At 36.9% G+C, this 17,435-nt stretch carries 20 protein-coding genes and 2 pseudogenes; 13 read left to right on the forward strand and 9 right to left on the reverse strand.

Features of this window, described 5'->3' with window-relative positions:
• Positions 1-2: 2 nt before the first annotated feature.
• The 4 genes from MHH98_RS00725 to MHH98_RS00740 are packed head-to-tail and all read left to right on the forward strand — an operon-like array spanning position 3 to position 3,406.
• Entirely contained in the window at positions 3-1,004 is a 1,002-nt protein-coding gene (locus MHH98_RS00725) for an ABC transporter permease (protein ID WP_051448749.1), read from the forward strand.
• On the forward strand, positions 1,001-1,855 hold the full coding sequence (locus tag MHH98_RS00730) for an ABC transporter permease (protein WP_076034713.1): 855 nt from the start codon (positions 1,001-1,003) through the stop codon (positions 1,853-1,855). The genes MHH98_RS00725 and MHH98_RS00730 overlap by 4 nt, the downstream gene beginning before the upstream one ends.
• A 38-nt stretch (positions 1,856-1,893) precedes the next feature.
• Positions 1,894-2,817, forward strand: coding sequence for an ABC transporter ATP-binding protein (locus MHH98_RS00735; protein WP_038186535.1), 924 nt, complete (start codon positions 1,894-1,896; stop codon positions 2,815-2,817).
• Positions 2,807-3,406 carry an ABC transporter ATP-binding protein gene (locus MHH98_RS00740; protein WP_038186533.1) on the forward strand — a complete coding sequence of 200 codons (600 nt, stop codon included), beginning with the start codon at positions 2,807-2,809 and terminating at the stop codon, positions 3,404-3,406. Before MHH98_RS00735 ends, MHH98_RS00740 begins: the two co-directional genes overlap by 11 nt.
• Positions 3,407-3,480: 74 nt before the next feature.
• On the opposite strand, the gene MHH98_RS00745 is transcribed toward MHH98_RS00740, so the two are convergent.
• The 8 genes from MHH98_RS00745 to MHH98_RS00780 form a co-directional block, all read right to left on the reverse strand.
• Positions 3,481-3,945, reverse strand: coding sequence for a hypothetical protein (locus MHH98_RS00745; protein ID WP_038186532.1), 465 nt, complete (start codon positions 3,943-3,945; stop codon positions 3,481-3,483).
• A gap of 276 nt (positions 3,946-4,221) precedes the next feature.
• Entirely contained in the window at positions 4,222-5,046 is an 825-nt protein-coding gene (locus tag MHH98_RS00750; RefSeq protein ID WP_076034714.1) for an urease accessory protein UreD, read from the reverse strand.
• A 1-nt stretch (position 5,047) separates the two neighbouring features.
• The gene (gene ureG, locus MHH98_RS00755) at positions 5,048-5,659 is read right to left on the reverse strand and encodes an urease accessory protein UreG (protein ID WP_038186528.1); all 612 of its coding nucleotides are present in this window, start codon (positions 5,657-5,659) and stop codon (positions 5,048-5,050) included.
• A gap of 35 nt (positions 5,660-5,694) precedes the next feature.
• Positions 5,695-6,381 (reverse strand): urease accessory protein UreF, encoded by a 687-nt coding sequence (locus MHH98_RS00760; protein WP_340712171.1) that lies wholly within the window; start codon positions 6,379-6,381, stop codon positions 5,695-5,697.
• Positions 6,374-6,829 carry an urease accessory protein UreE gene (gene ureE, locus MHH98_RS00765; protein WP_038186523.1) on the reverse strand — a complete coding sequence of 152 codons (456 nt, stop codon included), beginning with the start codon at positions 6,827-6,829 and terminating at the stop codon, positions 6,374-6,376. Before ureE ends, MHH98_RS00760 begins: the two co-directional genes overlap by 8 nt.
• Positions 6,830-6,840: 11 nt before the next feature.
• Positions 6,841-8,553, reverse strand: coding sequence for an urease subunit alpha (ureC, locus tag MHH98_RS00770; protein WP_076034716.1), 1,713 nt, complete (start codon positions 8,551-8,553; stop codon positions 6,841-6,843).
• On the reverse strand, positions 8,550-8,873 hold the full coding sequence (locus MHH98_RS00775; RefSeq protein ID WP_038186520.1) for an urease subunit beta: 324 nt from the start codon (positions 8,871-8,873) through the stop codon (positions 8,550-8,552). Before MHH98_RS00775 ends, ureC begins: the two co-directional genes overlap by 4 nt.
• Before the next feature lie 15 nt (positions 8,874-8,888).
• Positions 8,889-9,191: an urease subunit gamma gene (locus MHH98_RS00780; protein WP_038186511.1), complete on the reverse strand. Its 303-nt coding sequence runs from the start codon at positions 9,189-9,191 to the stop codon at positions 8,889-8,891.
• Between the two features lie 634 nt (positions 9,192-9,825).
• Here MHH98_RS00780 and MHH98_RS00785 point away from each other — a divergent pair.
• The 7 genes and pseudogenes from MHH98_RS00785 to MHH98_RS22040 form a co-directional block, all read left to right on the forward strand.
• Complete coding sequence (locus tag MHH98_RS00785; protein ID WP_038186509.1) at positions 9,826-10,383, forward strand: cysteine hydrolase family protein; 558 nt, start codon at positions 9,826-9,828, stop codon at positions 10,381-10,383.
• Between the two features lie 102 nt (positions 10,384-10,485).
• A pseudogene (locus tag MHH98_RS00790) lies at positions 10,486-10,689 on the forward strand (LysE family transporter); the annotation flags it as partial.
• 225 nt (positions 10,690-10,914) lie between these two features.
• On the forward strand, positions 10,915-11,487 hold the full coding sequence (locus tag MHH98_RS00795; RefSeq protein ID WP_076065564.1) for a sigma-70 family RNA polymerase sigma factor: 573 nt from the start codon (positions 10,915-10,917) through the stop codon (positions 11,485-11,487).
• A complete protein-coding gene (locus MHH98_RS00800) occupies positions 11,484-12,509 on the forward strand; it encodes a DUF4179 domain-containing protein (protein WP_076034718.1) in 1,026 nt (341 codons plus the stop codon). Before MHH98_RS00795 ends, MHH98_RS00800 begins: the two co-directional genes overlap by 4 nt.
• 177 nt (positions 12,510-12,686) lie before the next feature.
• On the forward strand, positions 12,687-13,391 hold the full coding sequence (locus MHH98_RS00805; protein WP_038186617.1) for an MBL fold metallo-hydrolase: 705 nt from the start codon (positions 12,687-12,689) through the stop codon (positions 13,389-13,391).
• A gap of 26 nt (positions 13,392-13,417) precedes the next feature.
• Positions 13,418-14,011: a TetR/AcrR family transcriptional regulator gene (locus MHH98_RS00810; protein WP_038186503.1), complete on the forward strand. Its 594-nt coding sequence runs from the start codon at positions 13,418-13,420 to the stop codon at positions 14,009-14,011.
• Positions 14,012-14,163: 152 nt separating this feature from the next.
• Positions 14,164-14,340, forward strand: a pseudogene (locus MHH98_RS22040) (DUF3224 domain-containing protein); the annotation flags it as partial.
• Positions 14,341-14,362: 22 nt separating this feature from the next.
• Here the strand turns inward: MHH98_RS22040 and MHH98_RS00820 are convergent.
• Positions 14,363-15,250, reverse strand: coding sequence for a LysR family transcriptional regulator (locus MHH98_RS00820; RefSeq protein ID WP_076034719.1), 888 nt, complete (start codon positions 15,248-15,250; stop codon positions 14,363-14,365).
• A gap of 124 nt (positions 15,251-15,374) precedes the next feature.
• On the opposite strand from MHH98_RS00820, the gene MHH98_RS00825 reads away from it, so the two are divergent.
• Positions 15,375-16,043, forward strand: a complete 669-nt coding sequence (locus MHH98_RS00825; protein WP_076034720.1) for an O-methyltransferase — start codon at positions 15,375-15,377, stop codon at positions 16,041-16,043.
• A 287-nt stretch (positions 16,044-16,330) separates the two neighbouring features.
• Entirely contained in the window at positions 16,331-17,428 is a 1,098-nt protein-coding gene (locus MHH98_RS00830; protein WP_076034721.1) for a DUF418 domain-containing protein, read from the forward strand.
• Positions 17,429-17,435: the final 7 nt, after the last annotated feature.

Genomic DNA, 17,435 nt, shown 5'->3' on the forward strand with positions numbered 1-17,435 from the left:
CCATGCCTAAATCCAAAGGCGGAAAGCTTGGGTTATTTATATTGATGAAAGGTGTACGAATGGCTACATTATTGGTAGCCATTTGTTTTATTTCCTTTTTATTAGTGAAAAACTCTCCGATTGATCCAATTCAAGCCTACATTGGTGCTGATATGTTGAAAGTAGGTCCTGAGCAACGAGAGAAGATAGCTGAGTACTGGGGGTTAGATCAACCAGTTATGGTGCAATTTTTAAGTTGGGGCTCTGCTGTATTAAAAGGTGATTTAGGGACTTCGATGATTTTTAGAAGGCCTGTAAGTGAAATTATTGGTGAACGATTTTTAAATTCTCTCGTTCTTATGCTAGCAGCTTGGTTGTTATCAGGTGTTATTGGCTTTGTCATGGGTGTTGTAGCGGCTATGAAAAAAGGGACTTGGATTGACAGAATGATTAAGTGGTACTGTTTCACGCTAGCGTCGACTCCTACTTTCTGGATGGGACTTCTCATTCTTATCGTTTTTGCAGTATGGCTAGGTTGGTTTCCAGTTGGAATGGGGGTGCCAGCCGGGGTACTTTCAGAAAATGTTACTATGATCGATCGAATCCAACATCTAATTCTACCAGTACTGACACTTAGTATATTAGGTGTTGCTAATGTAGCGCTTCATACTCGCCAAAAGCTAATAGATGTTCTTGCTAGTGACTATGTATTATTCGCAAGAGCGAGGGGCGAGCAAGGTTTTGTCTTATTTTGGAGACATGGATTACGCAATGTTGCTTTGCCTGCAATTACCTTACAATTTGCGGCTTTTAGTGAATTATTTGGTGGAGCAGTGTTGGCAGAGCAAGTGTTTTCTTATCCTGGCTTAGGACAAGCTACCGTAGAAGCGGGGCTTAGAGGGGACGTTCCTCTTTTATTAGGGTTAGTTATATTTAGTACAATATTTGTTTTTGTAGGGAATTTGCTGGCTGATTTGAGCTATCACGTATTAGATCCGAGGATGAAAGAGGTGAGGAAATTATGATTCCAAGCCTGAAAAATGCGAAAATGAGATACCCACTCAATCGAAAACAACGAACGTTATTTAAAATCCTAATTTCAATTGTATTTTTAGCCATTGTTATATTAGGTGGTGTTTTACTTGATGAGGAGAGAATTATAACGAATTTGAATGAACGCAATTCAGCGCCCTCGCTAACTCATCTTTTTGGTACGGATTGGTTAGGAAGAGATATGTTTACGCGAACGGTAATGGGACTTTCTTTAAGTATAGGAGTTGGCTTGATTGGAGCAATTGGAAGTACTTTGATTGCTCTATTCCTTGGTATGGCGGCAGCAACAATGGGCAAAATGGCAGATCGTCTTATTTCATGGATCATTGATCTATTTCTAAGTGTCCCACATCTTGTAACCCTAATCCTTATTGCATTTACATTAGGAGGAGGATTCAAAGGGATTGTCATTGGACTAACCTTAACTCATTGGCCAAGTCTTGCACGAGTCATTCGGGCAGAAGTTATGCAAGTTCGTTCCGCAGAATTTGTTCAGGTTTCTCAGAAGATGGGGAAAACCAGGTGGTGGATTGCGTTGCATCATATCCTTCCGCATATTGCACCGCAGCTCCTAATTGGATTTATGTTACTTTTCCCTCATGTCATTTTACACGAGGCTGCAGTTACGTTTTTAGGCTTAGGATTATCACCGCATGAGCCAGCAATTGGAATTATTTTATCAGAATCGATGAAATACTTATCTTCAGGTATGTGGTGGCTCGCTTTCTTCCCAGGGCTTTGTCTGTTGATTGTCGTGAGAACATTTGATCAAATTGGAGAAAACCTTAGAGTGCTCATGGACCCTACTCGGACGCATGATTAATCATAAATACTACGTGTAATATTAAGAGGAGTTAACAAATGTCTATTCTTGAAGTAGAAAATTTATCAGTATCTTTTAAACAATATACAGATGGATTTAAAGAGATAAATCATAAGGTGATTTCAAGTTTAAATGTAACTCTTGAAGCAGGCGAAATTTTAGCAGTTGTAGGTGCGAGTGGATCGGGGAAAAGTTTACTTGCACATGCCATTCTTGGAATCCTTCCGAGCAACGCGAATGTTAGTGGCATCATTAAATATGAAGGTGAGGAATTAACACCTACTCGCCAAACTGCTTTTAGAGGTAAGGAAATCGCTCTTGTTCCTCAATCTGTAAATTTTTTAGATCCTCTTATGCGTGTTGGAAGTCAAGTTCGCACCGCTGTTAAAAATGGGGATGCAGTATCTGCCCAACGGAAAGTCTTTGAACGATATCGCCTTGGAAAAGAAGTTGAAGGCATGTATCCGTTTCAACTTTCAGGGGGTATGGCAAGGAGAACGCTATTATCGACAGCCATGGTAAGTGACGCAAAGGTGATTATTGCGGATGAACCAACTCCAGGACTAGATCCTATTGTTGTAAAAGAAGCATTAGATAATTTTAGGGAATTTGTCGATAACGGTTGTGCTGTCATGTTGATCACACACGATATTGAATCAGCTCTTCAAATTGCAGATAAAATTGCCGTGTTTTATGCAGGGACTACGGTAGAGATAGCACCTGTAGAGGACTTTGTAGGTAAGGGAGAGGCGATACGTCATCCCTATACTAAGGCGTTATGGAGAGCGTTACCTCAAAATGAATTTATCCCAATTCCAGGTTCGCAACCGCATCCGAGTTCATTGCCACCGGGCTGTTTGTTTGCGCCGCGCTGTGAAATGGCAACAGCTGAATGCCAACAAGCACCACCTGAAATGAGGGAACTTCGTGATGGAATGGTGAGGTGTATTCATGCAACTTGAAGCAAAGGACATTGGATTTAGATATAGTGATGGACCATGGCTATTCCAAGGAGTTAATTTAACGTTAGAACCCGGAGAGATTGTAGGTATCACAGGCCCAAGTGGACGAGGTAAAACTACCCTTTGCCGAATATTAGCAGGTTTTGAATCACCTATTGAAGGCGCTGTGTATTTTAATGGAGCTCCATTACCAAAGAACGGATACCATCCTGTTCAAATGGTCCTTCAACATCCAGAAAAAGCGATCAATCCACGATGGAAAATGCATAAAATTCTTAACGAAGGATATCAACCTGATAAAGAGTTGTTAGATTTACTAGGGATTGAGCAAGAATGGCTAACACGCTGGCCGCATGAATTATCTGGAGGAGAGTTACAAAGGTTTTGCGTTGCTAGAGCATTGGGACCGAATACTCGTTTTCTCATTGCAGATGAAATGACAACAATGTTAGATGCAAACACACAAGCACAGATTTGGCATGCTGTTATTGAAATTGCTAAAAAGAGAGAGATGGGGATAGTAGTTGTTACACATGAATATAAGCTAATGCAAAGACTTTGTCATCGTGTGATTGATTTTAATAAGTAATAGTAGAAAAGGAGGTCTCCCTTTAATGGAGACCTCCTTTTTTCTGGAAATTTTTGTGTTACCAGCATTTATCGTTAATCATTTTCTTGTTCTGCCACTTTTTCATGGATTTCTGATTCAATTGCCTGAACAAGGTTATCTTCGAGCTTTTGCTTAGGTTGAGGGTGAAACCATTGAATTTCTCCTTCATGTACAAAGCCTTTGAATTTTTCCCCCTGCACTTGCAATGAAAATTGCTGCCGCTCATGTACGCGGTCCTCAAATGCAGGTTTAATTTCAAGGTCTTTTATCTCTTTTGAAATACCATATTGTCTCATTAATGAGTGTATGGTTTTTTCAATGATTTCTACCTTCTTTTCACCAATCATTTGCTTTGGGTGAGGGTGGAGCCAATGGATCTCACCTTCATGAAAATGTCCCTTAAATTCATCCCCTTGAACTTTAAATGTAAATGCGTGTCGTTCGTGAATACGATTTTCAAATACGGTTTCAACTTCAAAATCTTCAAGTTCAGGTTTTGCATTATTATCTTCAGGCATGCGTAATCCCCTCTCACGTAAGTTTCTATTTTTATTTTTTCTCTAGATTATTATGGATATTCGGTACTTATTGAACAAGTACGATATCGAAGTAATCTATTCGTTTTATTATATAGGCTTTAATTGAGACTGTTGTTTAAAAGTGTACAGTTTAGGAGAATCCGATTTTATCTGCACAATGTGGCATTGTAAGTTGTGAAGCCCTTATAGATATCTATTTATGAATATGAAATTATTTTATCTTATTTTTAAAAGAAATAAATGACGCCGATTATGTTAGTACTTCCGTAAAGAATTAGGAGTATGATTAGTCCACTTTTCACTAATAATCTTATGGCAGCTATTAAAGATTCGTTCAATCAGTTGTGTTGAATTTGCTAAGATTCTAATGCTGAAGCCAGGCACAGCTAGTCTAGAAATCCCAACTTTAAAATCGGCTTCCTCAATTTGAATTGTTTCATAAAGTTCATCAAGGAGAGCATTATCTGTATTTTCGCTGACCGCAGCCATAGAGCCTAAGTGAGTGTAGCCTTCCATAAAACCTAGACCTGACAAGTTTTGGTTATGTGGAGTTAACTTAATATGGTCAAACATGCCAAGTTTTCCATCTAAATGAATCTCAGTGACTAATTGAACGGTATCATAGCTAAATCTTGTGCCACTAGGAGACCATCCAGGGGTAAGAATATCTGTATATAGAAAAGTTGCACCACTTTCCATATGAATTACATTCTTTTGCTTATAACGAGCATTTTCATAAGCAATCAATGGATCAGGCAGGTATTCTAAGTAACTTCCTCGCTTTAAAGAAATAGTTGTTTCCTGATAAGCAAAGCTTTTCGGTGTTTTATACACTTTCGTAGCGGATTGCGTTGTTAGTGTTACCTTAGCACCTTCGTTGGCCGATATCTCCATCTTGTATCGATCACCATCTAAATAACCACCGCCGGGATTTAAAAGATAATAGCAGACCTGTCCTGAATTATCGTGGTAAATCGGTCGCATAACTTTCAGTGCACCTTGGAAATACACATTCTTAGCGACGGTTTTTCCTCTTCGTTCTTCTAGGTCTAGAGATAAAACACCAGTCCAGTCTGTCATTTTAATCTAAACCATTTAAGAAAGCGTGTTTCTTAATCCAGTCAATCACTTCAGGTAAACCTTCATCGTTTTTTAAGTTAGTGAAAACAAAAGGCTTGTCTCCGCGGAAAACCTTTGTATCTTTCGCCATTACTTCAAGGCTAGCACCTACATGCGGAGCTAGGTCTGTTTTATTAATGATGAACAAATCGGATTTAATCATTCCTTGTCCACCTTTACGAGGAATTTTCTCACCTTGTGCAACGTCAATAATGTAGATAGAAAAGTCAACGAGTTCAGGACTAAAAGTAGCAGCTAGATTGTCACCGCCGCTTTCAACAAAAATAAGTTCAACGTCTGGATGACGTTCTACTAATTCATCAATGGCAGCGAAGTTCATAGAAGCATCTTCACGAATAGCAGTATGAGGACAGCCGCCTGTTTCTACACCGATAATACGATCTTCAGGAAGAACACCATTTTGTATTAAAAATTTTGCATCTTCTTTTGTATAAATATCATTTGTAACTACTGCCATTTTTATTTCATTTTCAAGATGGCGTGTTAATTTTTCTACAAGCATTGTTTTACCTGCACCAACAGGGCCACCAACGCCAATTTTGATTGGTTCCATTAAAACACTTCCTTTTTTTATTCGTTTTTAAACCTTTAAGACATGAATATACGAATGTTGACACGTTCGTGATTCATTTGAGATAGTTCTATTCCTGGAGAAACTATGCCGAAATCATCTTCTGTTAATTGCATAATACGATCAACGGCACCAGTTATTTCAGGTATAAATTTATGAGATATAGTTTGTCCTGCTGTTTGTCCGAGTGGTATAGCTCGTACCGCATTTTGAACTTGACTAGAAATTGCAGAATATAAATAGTACTGAATAGCTTCTGACTTTGTTACTTCGAGTCCGTGAGCTACCATTGAAAAGACAATAGTAGGGTGACCAAATGAATTCTTCTTTTTAATTTCCTCTTTGTATTTAGAGAGGGTGGGCATTTCATAAAGTGAATCTGTCAGTTGTAGCATTCTCTTTCCAATCATTTGAGTACCTTCCCGTGTTTCTCTAGGTAGGTTTTGAACAGTTAAGAGACGATCGAGTTCCCAGACCTTCTGGAGGTCATCTTCTAAAAGTGCTTCAAAAGCGAAGCGACAAGCAAGTCCATCAGAGTAGATGAGTTGCTCATGTAAATATACTTTAAGCCACTCGAAAAATGATTCCTGGTCATGTACTTTATCTTCCTGTATATAGCTTTCCAATCCAAAAGAATGACTGAAGGCACCAGTAGGGAAATTAGAATCACATAACTGGAATAAAGAAAGAATCTTACTAGTCATGACTATGACCTATATGACGGAAGGCCTGTTTTACTTTTCGTTCTTCGCGTTTAAAAGGAATACCTAGTTCTTGAAGTAACTCCTCAACTAAATAATCGTATTGAACTAACATATCATTTTCTTCAAACTGAGCTGGTAAGTGACGATTGCCAAGTTGATGAGCGATTGTCCCCATCTCTTTAATGTCTCGAGGACTGATGACAAGTAGATCATCAGATAAAACATCTATTACGATCATATTGTTTTCGTCCATATACAATACATCACCAGCAACAAGGTCACGAGGGGCTTTTAAGCGAATGCCAAGTTCGTTACCGTGATCGGTTTTAACACGTTGGATACGCTTCATTAAATGCGCGCTTTCCAAATAGACTTTCTCCATATGGCGTTTTTTTATGTCATTTGGATTCATCTGTTCTAAGTTTGTTACGATTTCTTCAATTATCATTATTTTTCACCTCAGAATAAGAAATAGCGTTGCGCCATAGGTACCGTATCAACCGGATCACAAGTCAGCAACTCTCCGTTTACTTTTACTTCATATGTTTGTGGATCCACTGTAATATTTGGTGTTTCAGAATTTAATTTCATATCTTTTTTAGTTAACGTACGAATTCCGCCAACTGGGAGAATGATTTTATTTAGACCAAGTTTTTCATGAACGCCGTCATCAAATGCTGCTTGAGAAATGAAAGTTGCTGAACTTTTTGCTAAAGCTTTTCCGTGTTGAGCATACATAGGGCGGTAAATATAAGGCTGTGGAGTTGGGATAGAGGCATTCGCATCGCCCATTAATCCAGTAACAGCAAGTCCATTTTTAAGAACCATTTCTGGTTTCACACCAAAAAACTTCGGAGACCATAGTACTAAATCGGCCATTTTGCCAACTTCAATAGACCCTACATGTTCTGATATCCCATGTGTAATGGCCGGGTTAATCGTATACTTAGCGATATAGCGCTTTGCCCGGTTGTTGTCAGCGTGTTTGCTATCGCCTGATAGAAGTCCTCTTTGTTTTTTCATTTTGTCAGCTACTTGCCATGTGCGTAGAACGACTTCGCCGACACGCCCCATCGCCTGAGCATCGGAACTAACCATACTAAATACACCCATGTCGTGTAGGATATCTTCAGCTGCAATTGTTTCTCTTCTAATTCTTGAATCTGCAAAAGCAATGTCTTCCGGAACGGAAGGATTTAAATGATGGCAAACCATGACCATATCAAGATGTTCGTCGATAGTATTTATAGTATAAGGGAGGGTGGGGTTCGTTGATGATGGCAGAATGTTATGATAACCTGCCGATTTGATTAAATCTGGTGCATGACCACCGCCAGCGCCTTCAGTGTGATACATGTGAAGAACTCTGTCTTTTACAGCAGCCATAGTATTTTCCATAAAACCACTTTCATTTAAAGTATCTGCATGAAGGGCAACTTGAATGTCATATTCATCTGCTACTCTTAATGCGTAGTCAAGCGATGAACCAGTAGCACCCCAGTCTTCATGCACTTTTAAGCCAATGACACCAGCTCTAACTTGCTCAGTTAAAGGGTCAATTGAAGCTGCATGGCCTTTACCTGTAAATCCAACGTTTATAGGAAGTCCTTCTGCTGCTTCTAGCATACGATGAATATTCCATTCACCTGGAGTAACTGTAGTAGCTTTAGATCCCGCTGCAGGACCTGTACCGCCGCCGATTAATGTTGTTGTTCCAGATGTCAACGCAGTTTGAACTTGTTCTGGATTAATAAAGTGAACGTGTGTATCAATGGCTCCAGCTGTAACAATTAACCCTTCGCCGGCAATTATTTCTGTTGATGCGCCAATGATAATATCTACATTATCCATGACAAGAGGATTACCACTCTTACCTATACCGAAAATTTTGCCATCACGGATAGCTAAATCAGCTTTGCAAATGCCTGTGTAATCTAAAATGATAACGTTTGTAATAACTGTATCCGCAACACCTTCTGCGCGGGTTGCAAGAGGGTGTTGACCCATGCCATCTCGAATGACCTTTCCTCCGCCGAAGACAACTTCTTCTCCGTATGAAGTGTAATCTTTTTCGATTTGAATAAACAAATCTGTATCAGCAAGACGGACTGAGTCACCAGTAGTTGGTCCGTACATTTCAGCATATTGTTTTCGGGACATTTTAAAACTCATGATGCATCCTCGCTTTCTAATTTGCCGTCTACTTTATTATTAAATCCATATACACGGCGTTCTCCTGCAAAATCAATAAGTGGTATTTCTTTCTCATCTCCGGGTTCGAAACGAACTGCCGCTCCAGCAGGGACATTCAATCGCTTGCCGTATGCTTCATTTCTATTAAATTGAAGTGCGTCATTTACTTCGTAAAAGTGGAAATGTGACCCGACTTGAATAGGGCGGTCTCCTGTATTGATGACATTAACAGTAACTACCTCGCTGCCTTCATTACAGATGATCTCTTCTTCTTTTAAAATATATTCTCCTGGTCTCATATAGCAACCCTCCTTTTATCTTATTGGACTGTGGACAGTTACCAATTTCGTACCGTCTGGGAAAGTTGCTTCAACCTGAATATCTTCGATCAATTCAGGAATTCCATCCATAACATCATCTTGAGTTAAAATGGTAGCACCGTATTCCATTAGTTCTGCAACAGTCTTTCCATCCCTTGCGCCTTCCAGTACTTCATACGTAATAAGGGCAACAGATTCAGGATGATTCAATTTTAGACCTCTATCCTTTCGGCGCCTTGCAAGGTCAGCTGCCACTACAATCATAAGTTTATCAATTTCACGCGGCAATAAATGCATAGTTCAAACCTCCTATTATAAAATTCAAATAATAAAACTGTTTTTATTTGAAAGAAAGGTGAAGATTAACTAAAAAATAAAATAAATATTTATATGTTTATTTTCTCAAAGAGCCCAGTAGTTAAACCTTTCTAAAGAATTTTAACATACAAATAATTTAAGATGAAGTTTAACGCAATGATGCTGGAACTAAAAATCAAGTTGACCGAGTTAAGCGTCAATTTAAAATGATATCAAGTTAGAAGTATGAGTTCATACCTATATAGATATAAGGAAATATATATATTTTAAGAGGTATTAGCCTCGTTTAAATGACTCTATTTGAGGCTTGTGAAATTTAATGCGGGGCAACATACAGCAACGCTTATCCCGGATTAAGATAATAATGCGGATTTCTCACAGTTTTTGTGTGTGCTGTTAGTATAAAAACGCATTTAACATAAGCACTAAGTGAAGGTCAATAGTAATGTAAAAGAGGATTATGTTGATACGATACCGAAATAGAAAATGAAACATAATTTAATTCATAGTGCTTCTAACCTTACAAAAGAGAAGAGGTAATTATGAATCATAACAGTGGGAAAATTGTTTGATGAAGAAGATATTTAAATTAGAATGAGAAGAGGTTTTGCTATTGAAACAAGCATTATTAGTAATTGATGCTCAACAAGAATTAATTGATGGTAACGAAAAAGAGCAATGTGTTTTGAATAAAGTAAACCTATTGGATAGTATTAATTCAGTTATAGATAAGGCGATAGATTCGAATGCATTGGTTGTCTTTATAAGAGATAAAGATGTGGCTCAAGGTGAAGGTAAAGGATTTCAAATCCATAAGGAAATTAAAGTCCCCTCCAATTCAAAGGTATTTGATAAGAAGGCTACAAACTCGTTTTATGGTACGCCATTACTGGCATTTTTAAAAGATTATGAAATAGAGCATATTGTAATTATGGGATGTAAAACAGAACATTGCATCGATACTGCTGTTAGAACTGCAACAATAAATCATTTCGATGTTACTTTAGTAGAAGATGGTCATTCAACAACAGATTCTTCAACCTTATCTGCTGAAAAGATAATAAACCACCATAATGAAATACTTCATGGTCATTATAATGTAGACAATTTTTCTGTTGTTAGAAATAGTAATGAGGATCTGTTTCAACCAACACATAACAATTATAGATAAAAAACTTAAGTTCGATGTCTCTTCATATGGAATAAAGAGGGAATGGTGGAGCTATCGTAATGTATGGAGTAATTAATTTTTAGTAGGGAGAAGTATTAGCCAGCTGGTCCTATACCATTTATCATTTTAGGACTCACATTTACAATCACTAGTTTTGTATGGTGTATATTTATTACTTATTTTTCCGCATTTATTTCCCGGAAAATTAGAGATGGCGAAAGAATGGGAATATATTTGAACAAGATTACAGGCATAATATTTATCGGGATGGGTTTGAAATTGCTTCAGACAAAGGCCCCTCAATAAATATATTGTAGATTATAGTTAATGTTTTATAAATCAAGCATCCATTTCGAAATGGATGCTTTTTTAGTGTTTAGAGTATAGTGGGTTTAAGATGGGGTATTTTGTATGTTTTCGTGATTGTAATAAATGATTTCTTAATTTTTTTAAAAAAATATGAGAATATCGATAAGTGGAGTTCGTTGTATATATTGAAAAAGCTTTTTCAATTCAAAAGGAGATCATGCCATGAGAGTTTCAGAGAAAAATTTCGTTAAACGATTAAAGAGGCAAGATGAAGCTGCACTTGAATATGTTATCGATACTTATATGCCTCTTATAAAAGCAATTGTTTATAAAATTTTACACCCCCTTGGAAAAGTGGATTTAGTCGAAGAGTGTGTGAGCGATGTTTTTTTATCAGTATGGCAAAATACGATGCAATTTAAGGGTGATGCAATCGAATTCAAAAAATGGATTGGCATGATTGCAAAGTATAAAGCCATTGACCAATACCGAGTATTAGAGAGGCGACAAGCGAGAGAGCAGGTGCTTGATGGGACAGCTAATCTTACTTCAAGAAATTTAATCCAAGATCAGGTTTTGCAGCGTGAAGAGAGAAATGAATTGCTGTTTGAGCTAAGTAAATTGGAACCAGTAGACAGAGATATATTCACAATGAAGTATTTCCTAGAGATGGCGAACGGCGAAATTGCAGACGCTCTTTTTATATCAAAAGCAGCAGTAGATAACCGCTTATACCGTGGGAAGAGAAAGCTAGCGTATTCCTTAACAAAGAGTTTGGAGGAGCGATGGACATGACAGATCAATATAAAAAGTGGGCAAATTTAAATGTGGAAGATATTGAACCAATGGATGTAACGGATATTGAAAAGGCTCGTATGAAGCAGCGTATTATTAATAAAAAAATACCTAAAATTAAACGTCCAGTTTGGCGTATTGCAGCGGTAGCGTTAATGATATTAGTTGGAAGTGCAACTACAGTTAGTTTTGCGATACCGAGTGTAGCATCACAATTCCCATTTATAAAAGGTATCGTCAATTATTTTACTTCTGACAATGATAAGTTTTATGAACAATATTCAGACTACGCAACGGATATTGAGCAATTAGAAATAAGTAATGGCATTACAATGATGATTGAAAACGCTGTATATGACGGTAATACAATTACAATTACTTACGCATTAGAAACAGAACATGATTTAGGAGTAAATCCAAGAGTTGGACAGTTCATAGACGTTGAAGGTAGTGTTGCAATTGGTGGAGGAGATTCGCTTCAACAAATTAGTCCAACGAAATATGTAGGTTTAGCACGTGTAACGCCAACATTCAAAAAAGACCTAGAAAAAGTTCAAGTGCAGTGGTCTCCTAAAAGTTTTACAAATGATACAACGGATGAAACGGTTAATGGAGATTGGAAGTTTAATTTTGAACTAGAGAAAGTCCAAGATGAAATTCAGTTAGTAAATCAATCTATAACAGATGCAGGCATGACATTAATTATAAATGAGATTCGCAAAACAGATGTTTCAACGATTATTAAGATGAAACAAATCACTGAATCGAGATTATTAAAAAAATGGCATTTGGCAAGTCCTGCTCTTGCTATTCGTGATGATGTCGGCAATGTATATCACGTTGTAGATAATGGAGGTTCAAGTATGGATAATGGTGTAACTACTGAATGGAGTCAATCAATAGGAGTCATTGATAAAAGGGCTACAAAACTTTACATTGAACCGACCATGATTTTGAGTTTAGGGGAAGCAAAAGGTAGCGAGAAATATAAAATGAAAACAATTGAGGTTTCCATTGATTAAATAACTTGATAATTGTACAAAAGTAAGAATCCATTTCGATTAATTTTGAAGTGGATTTATTTTTATTTATGCCTAATAATTTTTATATTCAAAACATAAATTATAATATTGCGAAAACTAATCACATTAGTTATTATGATAATAAAGTTAGTTTTTGAAGAAGGAGTTTGATAAATGATGAGAATTACGAAAATTGGTACGGTATTTCAGTTGTCTTTTATGCCAAGGATTTTTCCGGTTAATTGCTATTTAGTGGAGGAGGAAAATGAACTTACATTGATTGATGCTGCACTACCTTTCAGCACAAAGGGAATAATAGATGCTGCCAAGAGTATAGGAAAACCGATTACAAGAATTGTACTTACCCATGCACATAATGATCATATAGGTGCACTAGATGCGCTAAAAGAATTGTTGCCTAATGCTCAAGTAAGCATTTCTTCTAGGGATGCCCTATTATTGGATGGAAACTCCACCTTGTTACCCAATGAAAAAAACACACCAATTCGTGGTGGGGTTCCAAAGAACATTAAAACCAAACCGGATTTATTATTAGAGAATGGAGATCGTATAGGTTCATTAGAAGTGATCGCCACTCCAGGACATACACCAGGTTCCATAACTCTTTTTGATACACGTAATCGTAGTCTAATTGCAGGTGATGCCCTCATTACTAGAGGCAAAGTAGTAGTGTCAGGTTTAATGAATCCTTTATTTCCTTTCCCAGCTTTAGCTACATGGGATAAACATATAGCTCTTGAAAGTGCAAAGAAATTAATTGGTTATAAACCTAGTCTACTTGCTGTTGGGCATGGTAATATGCTGGAGCAACCAAGAACTAAAATGGAGCAAGCAATAGCTGAAGCAGAAATGAAATTTTAATAAACTAAATAGGAAGTGATATTGAAATGACTCGACGTATGAAATTAGATTTATCAATTATTTTAGAGAAAACAACAGAACTAGTTGACGAGAATGGGGTAGACCAACTTTCACTAGGCTCGTTAGCAGAGAAATTGGGGGTACGGCCACCTTCTTTGTATAATCATTTTGAAGGATTAAATGGATTGAAGCAGAAGTTAGCCATTCATGGAGTTGAAAAACTACATGAATATATGCTGCAAGCAGCAGTCGGAAAAGCAGGTGATGATGCAGTACGTGCAGTAAGTGAGTCATATATTCAATTTGTCAGAACTCACCCTGGGCTGTATGAAGCTAGCAATCGTTTCGTGGATGCTAACGATAAAGAATTACAGCGTGTCCAGGAGTCAGTAGTACAGCTAGTTGTTCAAGTGTTACAAGCCTACAACTTGAACGATGAAACGGCGATTCATATGGTTAGAGGGTTGCGAAGTATTTTACATGGATTTACATCAATTGAACAAATGGGTGGCTTCGGAATGCCACTTGATATTGATAAAAGCTTTTTAGTTCTCATCAATACTTTTATAGAAGGAATTCATTCCGTTATAAGTAACGGGGATAAAGATTTTCAAAAATGACATCTAAACAGGCGTTATTATTTCCAAATTGAAGTAAGCTTTGCTCAAACTTCTCTTGATGAGGTGGATCTATGTATTTCTACATTTGAAAAGCTGATGGTTCTGCTACCGTTTATGGTTATGAACAGTTCACAGGAAGTTTAGGTGATCGCTCAGGAACTTTTGTATTAGAACATGTCGGTAAATTTGAAAATGGTGTACTTACATCAAAACGCAATGTTGTGATAGGTTCAGGTACTGGAGATTTAAATGGTTTCAAAGGTGAAGTGAATTTCCAAACTGGTAGTGCTGAACAATTCGCAATCATATTAGAGTACCGCTTTGAGTGAAAGTGTTCTATCTGAAATATTATTAAAGCATTTTTTTACATGTCTCTATAAATTTTGTTACGAGTGCGCTTTGTTTCTCACTTTTTCTCGTACATATAGCAATTTTATGTGTCACATGGATACCTTGGACGTACACCCTAGCTAATTGATTATTTTCTACATAATCACGTACAACAAGAGATGAAATAAAATTTGCACCGTAACCAGCCATTACTGAACGAATAGTTTCATTTAATCCGTTAAATTGCAAAGCAACTTTTGGTGGCTTCACTTGGTAGGTATGACATAACGCAAAAAGGTGGTCTCTCATTGAGCTACCTTCTTCACGCATAATAAAGGGTTCCTTAACCATTTCAGCTAAAGAAATGCTCTGATTTGCATATGGATGTTGAGGTGAAACAACAAACCAAAGCTCATCTTCAAATAATTCTTCCCATTCAACTTCCTCTGGCCTTTCTGAAATTCTACCACCATAAATAGCAACATCAGCTTTATATTGTTTTAATTGCTCAAAGGCTTCTTTCGTATTTGTTGTGGTAATGACTAAATTGATATCTTCATTTGCAGATTTAAAAGTAGCTGCCCATTTAGGAATTAAGAAATTAGCGGGTAGATAGGTAGCCGCAATATGAATTGTCCCCGTTTTGGCGAGAAGGTGGTCTTCAATAAACGATTCGATATGTCCTTCAAACGCAAAAAAATTCTTAGCTTTTTCAGCTAACTCCTCTCCAAATTCCGTTAAAATTACACCTCTCCCTTGTTGCTTAAATAAAGGAGCGCCTATTTCATGTTCGAATTTTTTGATCTGGCTAGAAACGGCTGGTTGACTGATTCGCAATAATTCCGCTGCTTTAGTGAAACTGCCAGTCTGGGCAACTTGGTGAAACAACCTTAGTCCGTGTATATTCATATTCTCCTCCAACTCATAAATAAAATTTATAGATTAGTAAAAATAATATATTTTTTTTATGGTTTATTTTAACATACACTAAACCTGTAAGCATGAAAATATGGGAGGAAATGGGGTAAAAATTATGGAGAATGATTTAATTTGGAATGAAGTAGATGAGTATTTTATTGATAAACTAATACCATTTGATTCAACTCTGGAACGCGTTTTACATGTAAATAAAGAAGCGGGCTTACCTGAAATTGATGTCGCTCCAACTCAAGGAAAGTTATTGTATCTATTAGCTAAGATTAAAGGGGCAAAGAACGTATTAGAAATTGGTACACTCGGTGGATACAGCACTATATGGCTGGCACGTGCTCTACCTGAAAAAGGAAAAGTATACACACTAGAGGCAGAGGAAGAACATGCAAAAATAGCGGAACGGAATATCAGACAAGCAGGGTGTCAGGATAAAGTAGAAGTAATTGTGGGCAAAGCACTTGAAACATTGCCAAACATAAAAGAAAGAGTAATAGCCCCATTTGACTTAATCTTCATAGATGCAGATAAACCCAATAATCCTCATTACTTAAAATGGGCATTAGAATTGGCTATGCCAGGGGCGATTATTATTGCAGATAATGTAGTACGCGATGGAGAGGTAATAAACGAGACAAGTAAAGATGAACGAGTACAAGGTATACGCAAATTTATAAGCTTACTAGAAAGCGAACCTAGAATCGAGTCTACTGCCCTTCAAACAGTAGGATCTAAAGGGTATGATGGTTTTGTGATTAGTGTTGTAAAATGAGTGTTAATTTTTAGTATGATTAAGAAAGGGAACGCTTGTACGTATTGGAAGTGTTAACATATACGAAATTCATTTTTAAATATTTAAATTCAAAATCGTAACAATCTATATATCCGTAAGAATCCTAAATGCTGTCAGAAGTTGATAGCATTTAGAATTTTTTTTTTCTTAAGACTTTATGTTGAAAAATGGACATCGTTCAATTATAATTTACCTAACGATAGGTAAAAAAAGTATTTTAGTTTCTTAATAGTTATGAGAAAGATGTTGATATCACCATTTAGGAGATGGGTTATGTGAGTAAAACTATAAGGCGTATTACAGGCCTCGATTTCGCTCGTTCTTTAGCAATGTTCGGTATGTTCATTGTGAATTTTACTGTTATTACTGGAGCAGGGACGAATGGACCTGATTGGTTAGTTCATTTGACTGCACTTTTTGAAGGGCGAGCGTCGGCACTTTTTGTATTGCTGGCGGGTATCGGTATCGCGCTAATGACTCGTAAGGCAAGAGAAGGAAACAATGATCAATTGATTGGGGACATGCGAATCGTCATTTGGAAACGAGCATTATTTTTATTTATAGTAGGTTTGGGATTGTATTTAGTAGGGTGGACAGGTGATATTCTCCATTATTACGGTGTCTATTTATTTTTCATCGCATTCTTAATTAGTTTCCAACAAAAAATACTCTTATACATTGTGCTCGCAGTTGTTACGATTGCACAAATTTTACAGTTAACATTTGATGTGTTTGTAGGGTGGAATCCTTATGCATTGTACATGGATTATATGGATTTTTGGACGATTAATGGATTTTTGCGTAATCTATTCTTTAATGGTTATCATCCAATCTTCCCATGGTTTGCCTTTATATTAGTTGGATTTGTCATTGGCAGTTTTGATCTGCAAAGTAATCGTATACGTCGCAAATTATTAATCGTAGGCGTGATAATTCTTGTGTTCTCAGAAGCTCTGTCGAAGATATTGATTGCACAAACTGCCTCCATTTTAACAACCGAAGTAGCGGAGTTTTTATTTAATACAGGTCCTATATTGCCAAGTATTCTTTATATTATCTCTACAAGTGGCTCAGCCTTTATCATTTTGATCATCTCCTTATATATCACTGAGCGATTTTCAAAAAGTAAACTTGTTACATCAATCATTGCCTCTGGGCAAATGACGTTAACACACTACATCGCACATATTCTGATTGGTGTAAGTTTTTTAGAATGGATTGGTCGAGCTGAGCATCAATCACTATTCTTTATTTACAGCTTTTGTATTGTATTTTATTTTTTATGTATTTTATTTAGCGGACTTTGGAAACGAAAATACTCAAGGGGACCAGCAGAGTGGTTAATGAGATATTTAACTAAATAAAAATAGA

The sequence above is a fragment of the Viridibacillus sp. FSL H8-0110 genome, from assembly GCF_038003565.1.
GTDB classification, from domain to species: domain Bacteria; phylum Bacillota; class Bacilli; order Bacillales_A; family Planococcaceae; genus Viridibacillus; species Viridibacillus arenosi.

Coding starts and splice junctions, on each gene's coding strand:
- MHH98_RS00750 (WP_076034714.1), bottom strand. CDS start 5,046: ATGACAGACTGGACTGGTGTTTTATCTCTAGACCTAGAAGAACGAAGA.
- MHH98_RS00820 (WP_076034719.1), bottom strand. CDS start 15,250: ATGAATATACACGGACTAAGGTTGTTTCACCAAGTTGCCCAGACTGGC.
- ureC (WP_076034716.1), bottom strand. CDS start 8,553: ATGAGTTTTAAAATGTCCCGAAAACAATATGCTGAAATGTACGGACCA.
- MHH98_RS00800 (WP_076034718.1), top strand. CDS start 11,484: ATGACAGATCAATATAAAAAGTGGGCAAATTTAAATGTGGAAGATATT.
- MHH98_RS00735 (WP_038186535.1), top strand. CDS start 1,894: ATGTCTATTCTTGAAGTAGAAAATTTATCAGTATCTTTTAAACAATAT.
- MHH98_RS00775 (WP_038186520.1), bottom strand. CDS start 8,873: ATGAGACCAGGAGAATATATTTTAAAAGAAGAAGAGATCATCTGTAAT.
- MHH98_RS00810 (WP_038186503.1), top strand. CDS start 13,418: ATGACTCGACGTATGAAATTAGATTTATCAATTATTTTAGAGAAAACA.
- MHH98_RS00730 (WP_076034713.1), top strand. CDS start 1,001: ATGATTCCAAGCCTGAAAAATGCGAAAATGAGATACCCACTCAATCGA.
- MHH98_RS00805 (WP_038186617.1), top strand. CDS start 12,687: ATGAGAATTACGAAAATTGGTACGGTATTTCAGTTGTCTTTTATGCCA.
- MHH98_RS00725 (WP_051448749.1), top strand. CDS start 3: ATGCCTAAATCCAAAGGCGGAAAGCTTGGGTTATTTATATTGATGAAA.
- MHH98_RS00745 (WP_038186532.1), bottom strand. CDS start 3,945: ATGCCTGAAGATAATAATGCAAAACCTGAACTTGAAGATTTTGAAGTT.
- ureE (WP_038186523.1), bottom strand. CDS start 6,829: ATGATAATTGAAGAAATCGTAACAAACTTAGAACAGATGAATCCAAAT.
- ureG (WP_038186528.1), bottom strand. CDS start 5,659: ATGGAACCAATCAAAATTGGCGTTGGTGGCCCTGTTGGTGCAGGTAAA.
- MHH98_RS00760 (WP_340712171.1), bottom strand. CDS start 6,381: ATGACTAGTAAGATTCTTTCTTTATTCCAGTTATGTGATTCTAATTTC.
- MHH98_RS00780 (WP_038186511.1), bottom strand. CDS start 9,191: ATGCATTTATTGCCGCGTGAAATTGATAAACTTATGATTGTAGTGGCA.
- MHH98_RS00740 (WP_038186533.1), top strand. CDS start 2,807: ATGCAACTTGAAGCAAAGGACATTGGATTTAGATATAGTGATGGACCA.
- MHH98_RS00830 (WP_076034721.1), top strand. CDS start 16,331: ATGGGTTATGTGAGTAAAACTATAAGGCGTATTACAGGCCTCGATTTC.
- MHH98_RS00795 (WP_076065564.1), top strand. CDS start 10,915: ATGAGAGTTTCAGAGAAAAATTTCGTTAAACGATTAAAGAGGCAAGAT.
- MHH98_RS00825 (WP_076034720.1), top strand. CDS start 15,375: ATGGAGAATGATTTAATTTGGAATGAAGTAGATGAGTATTTTATTGAT.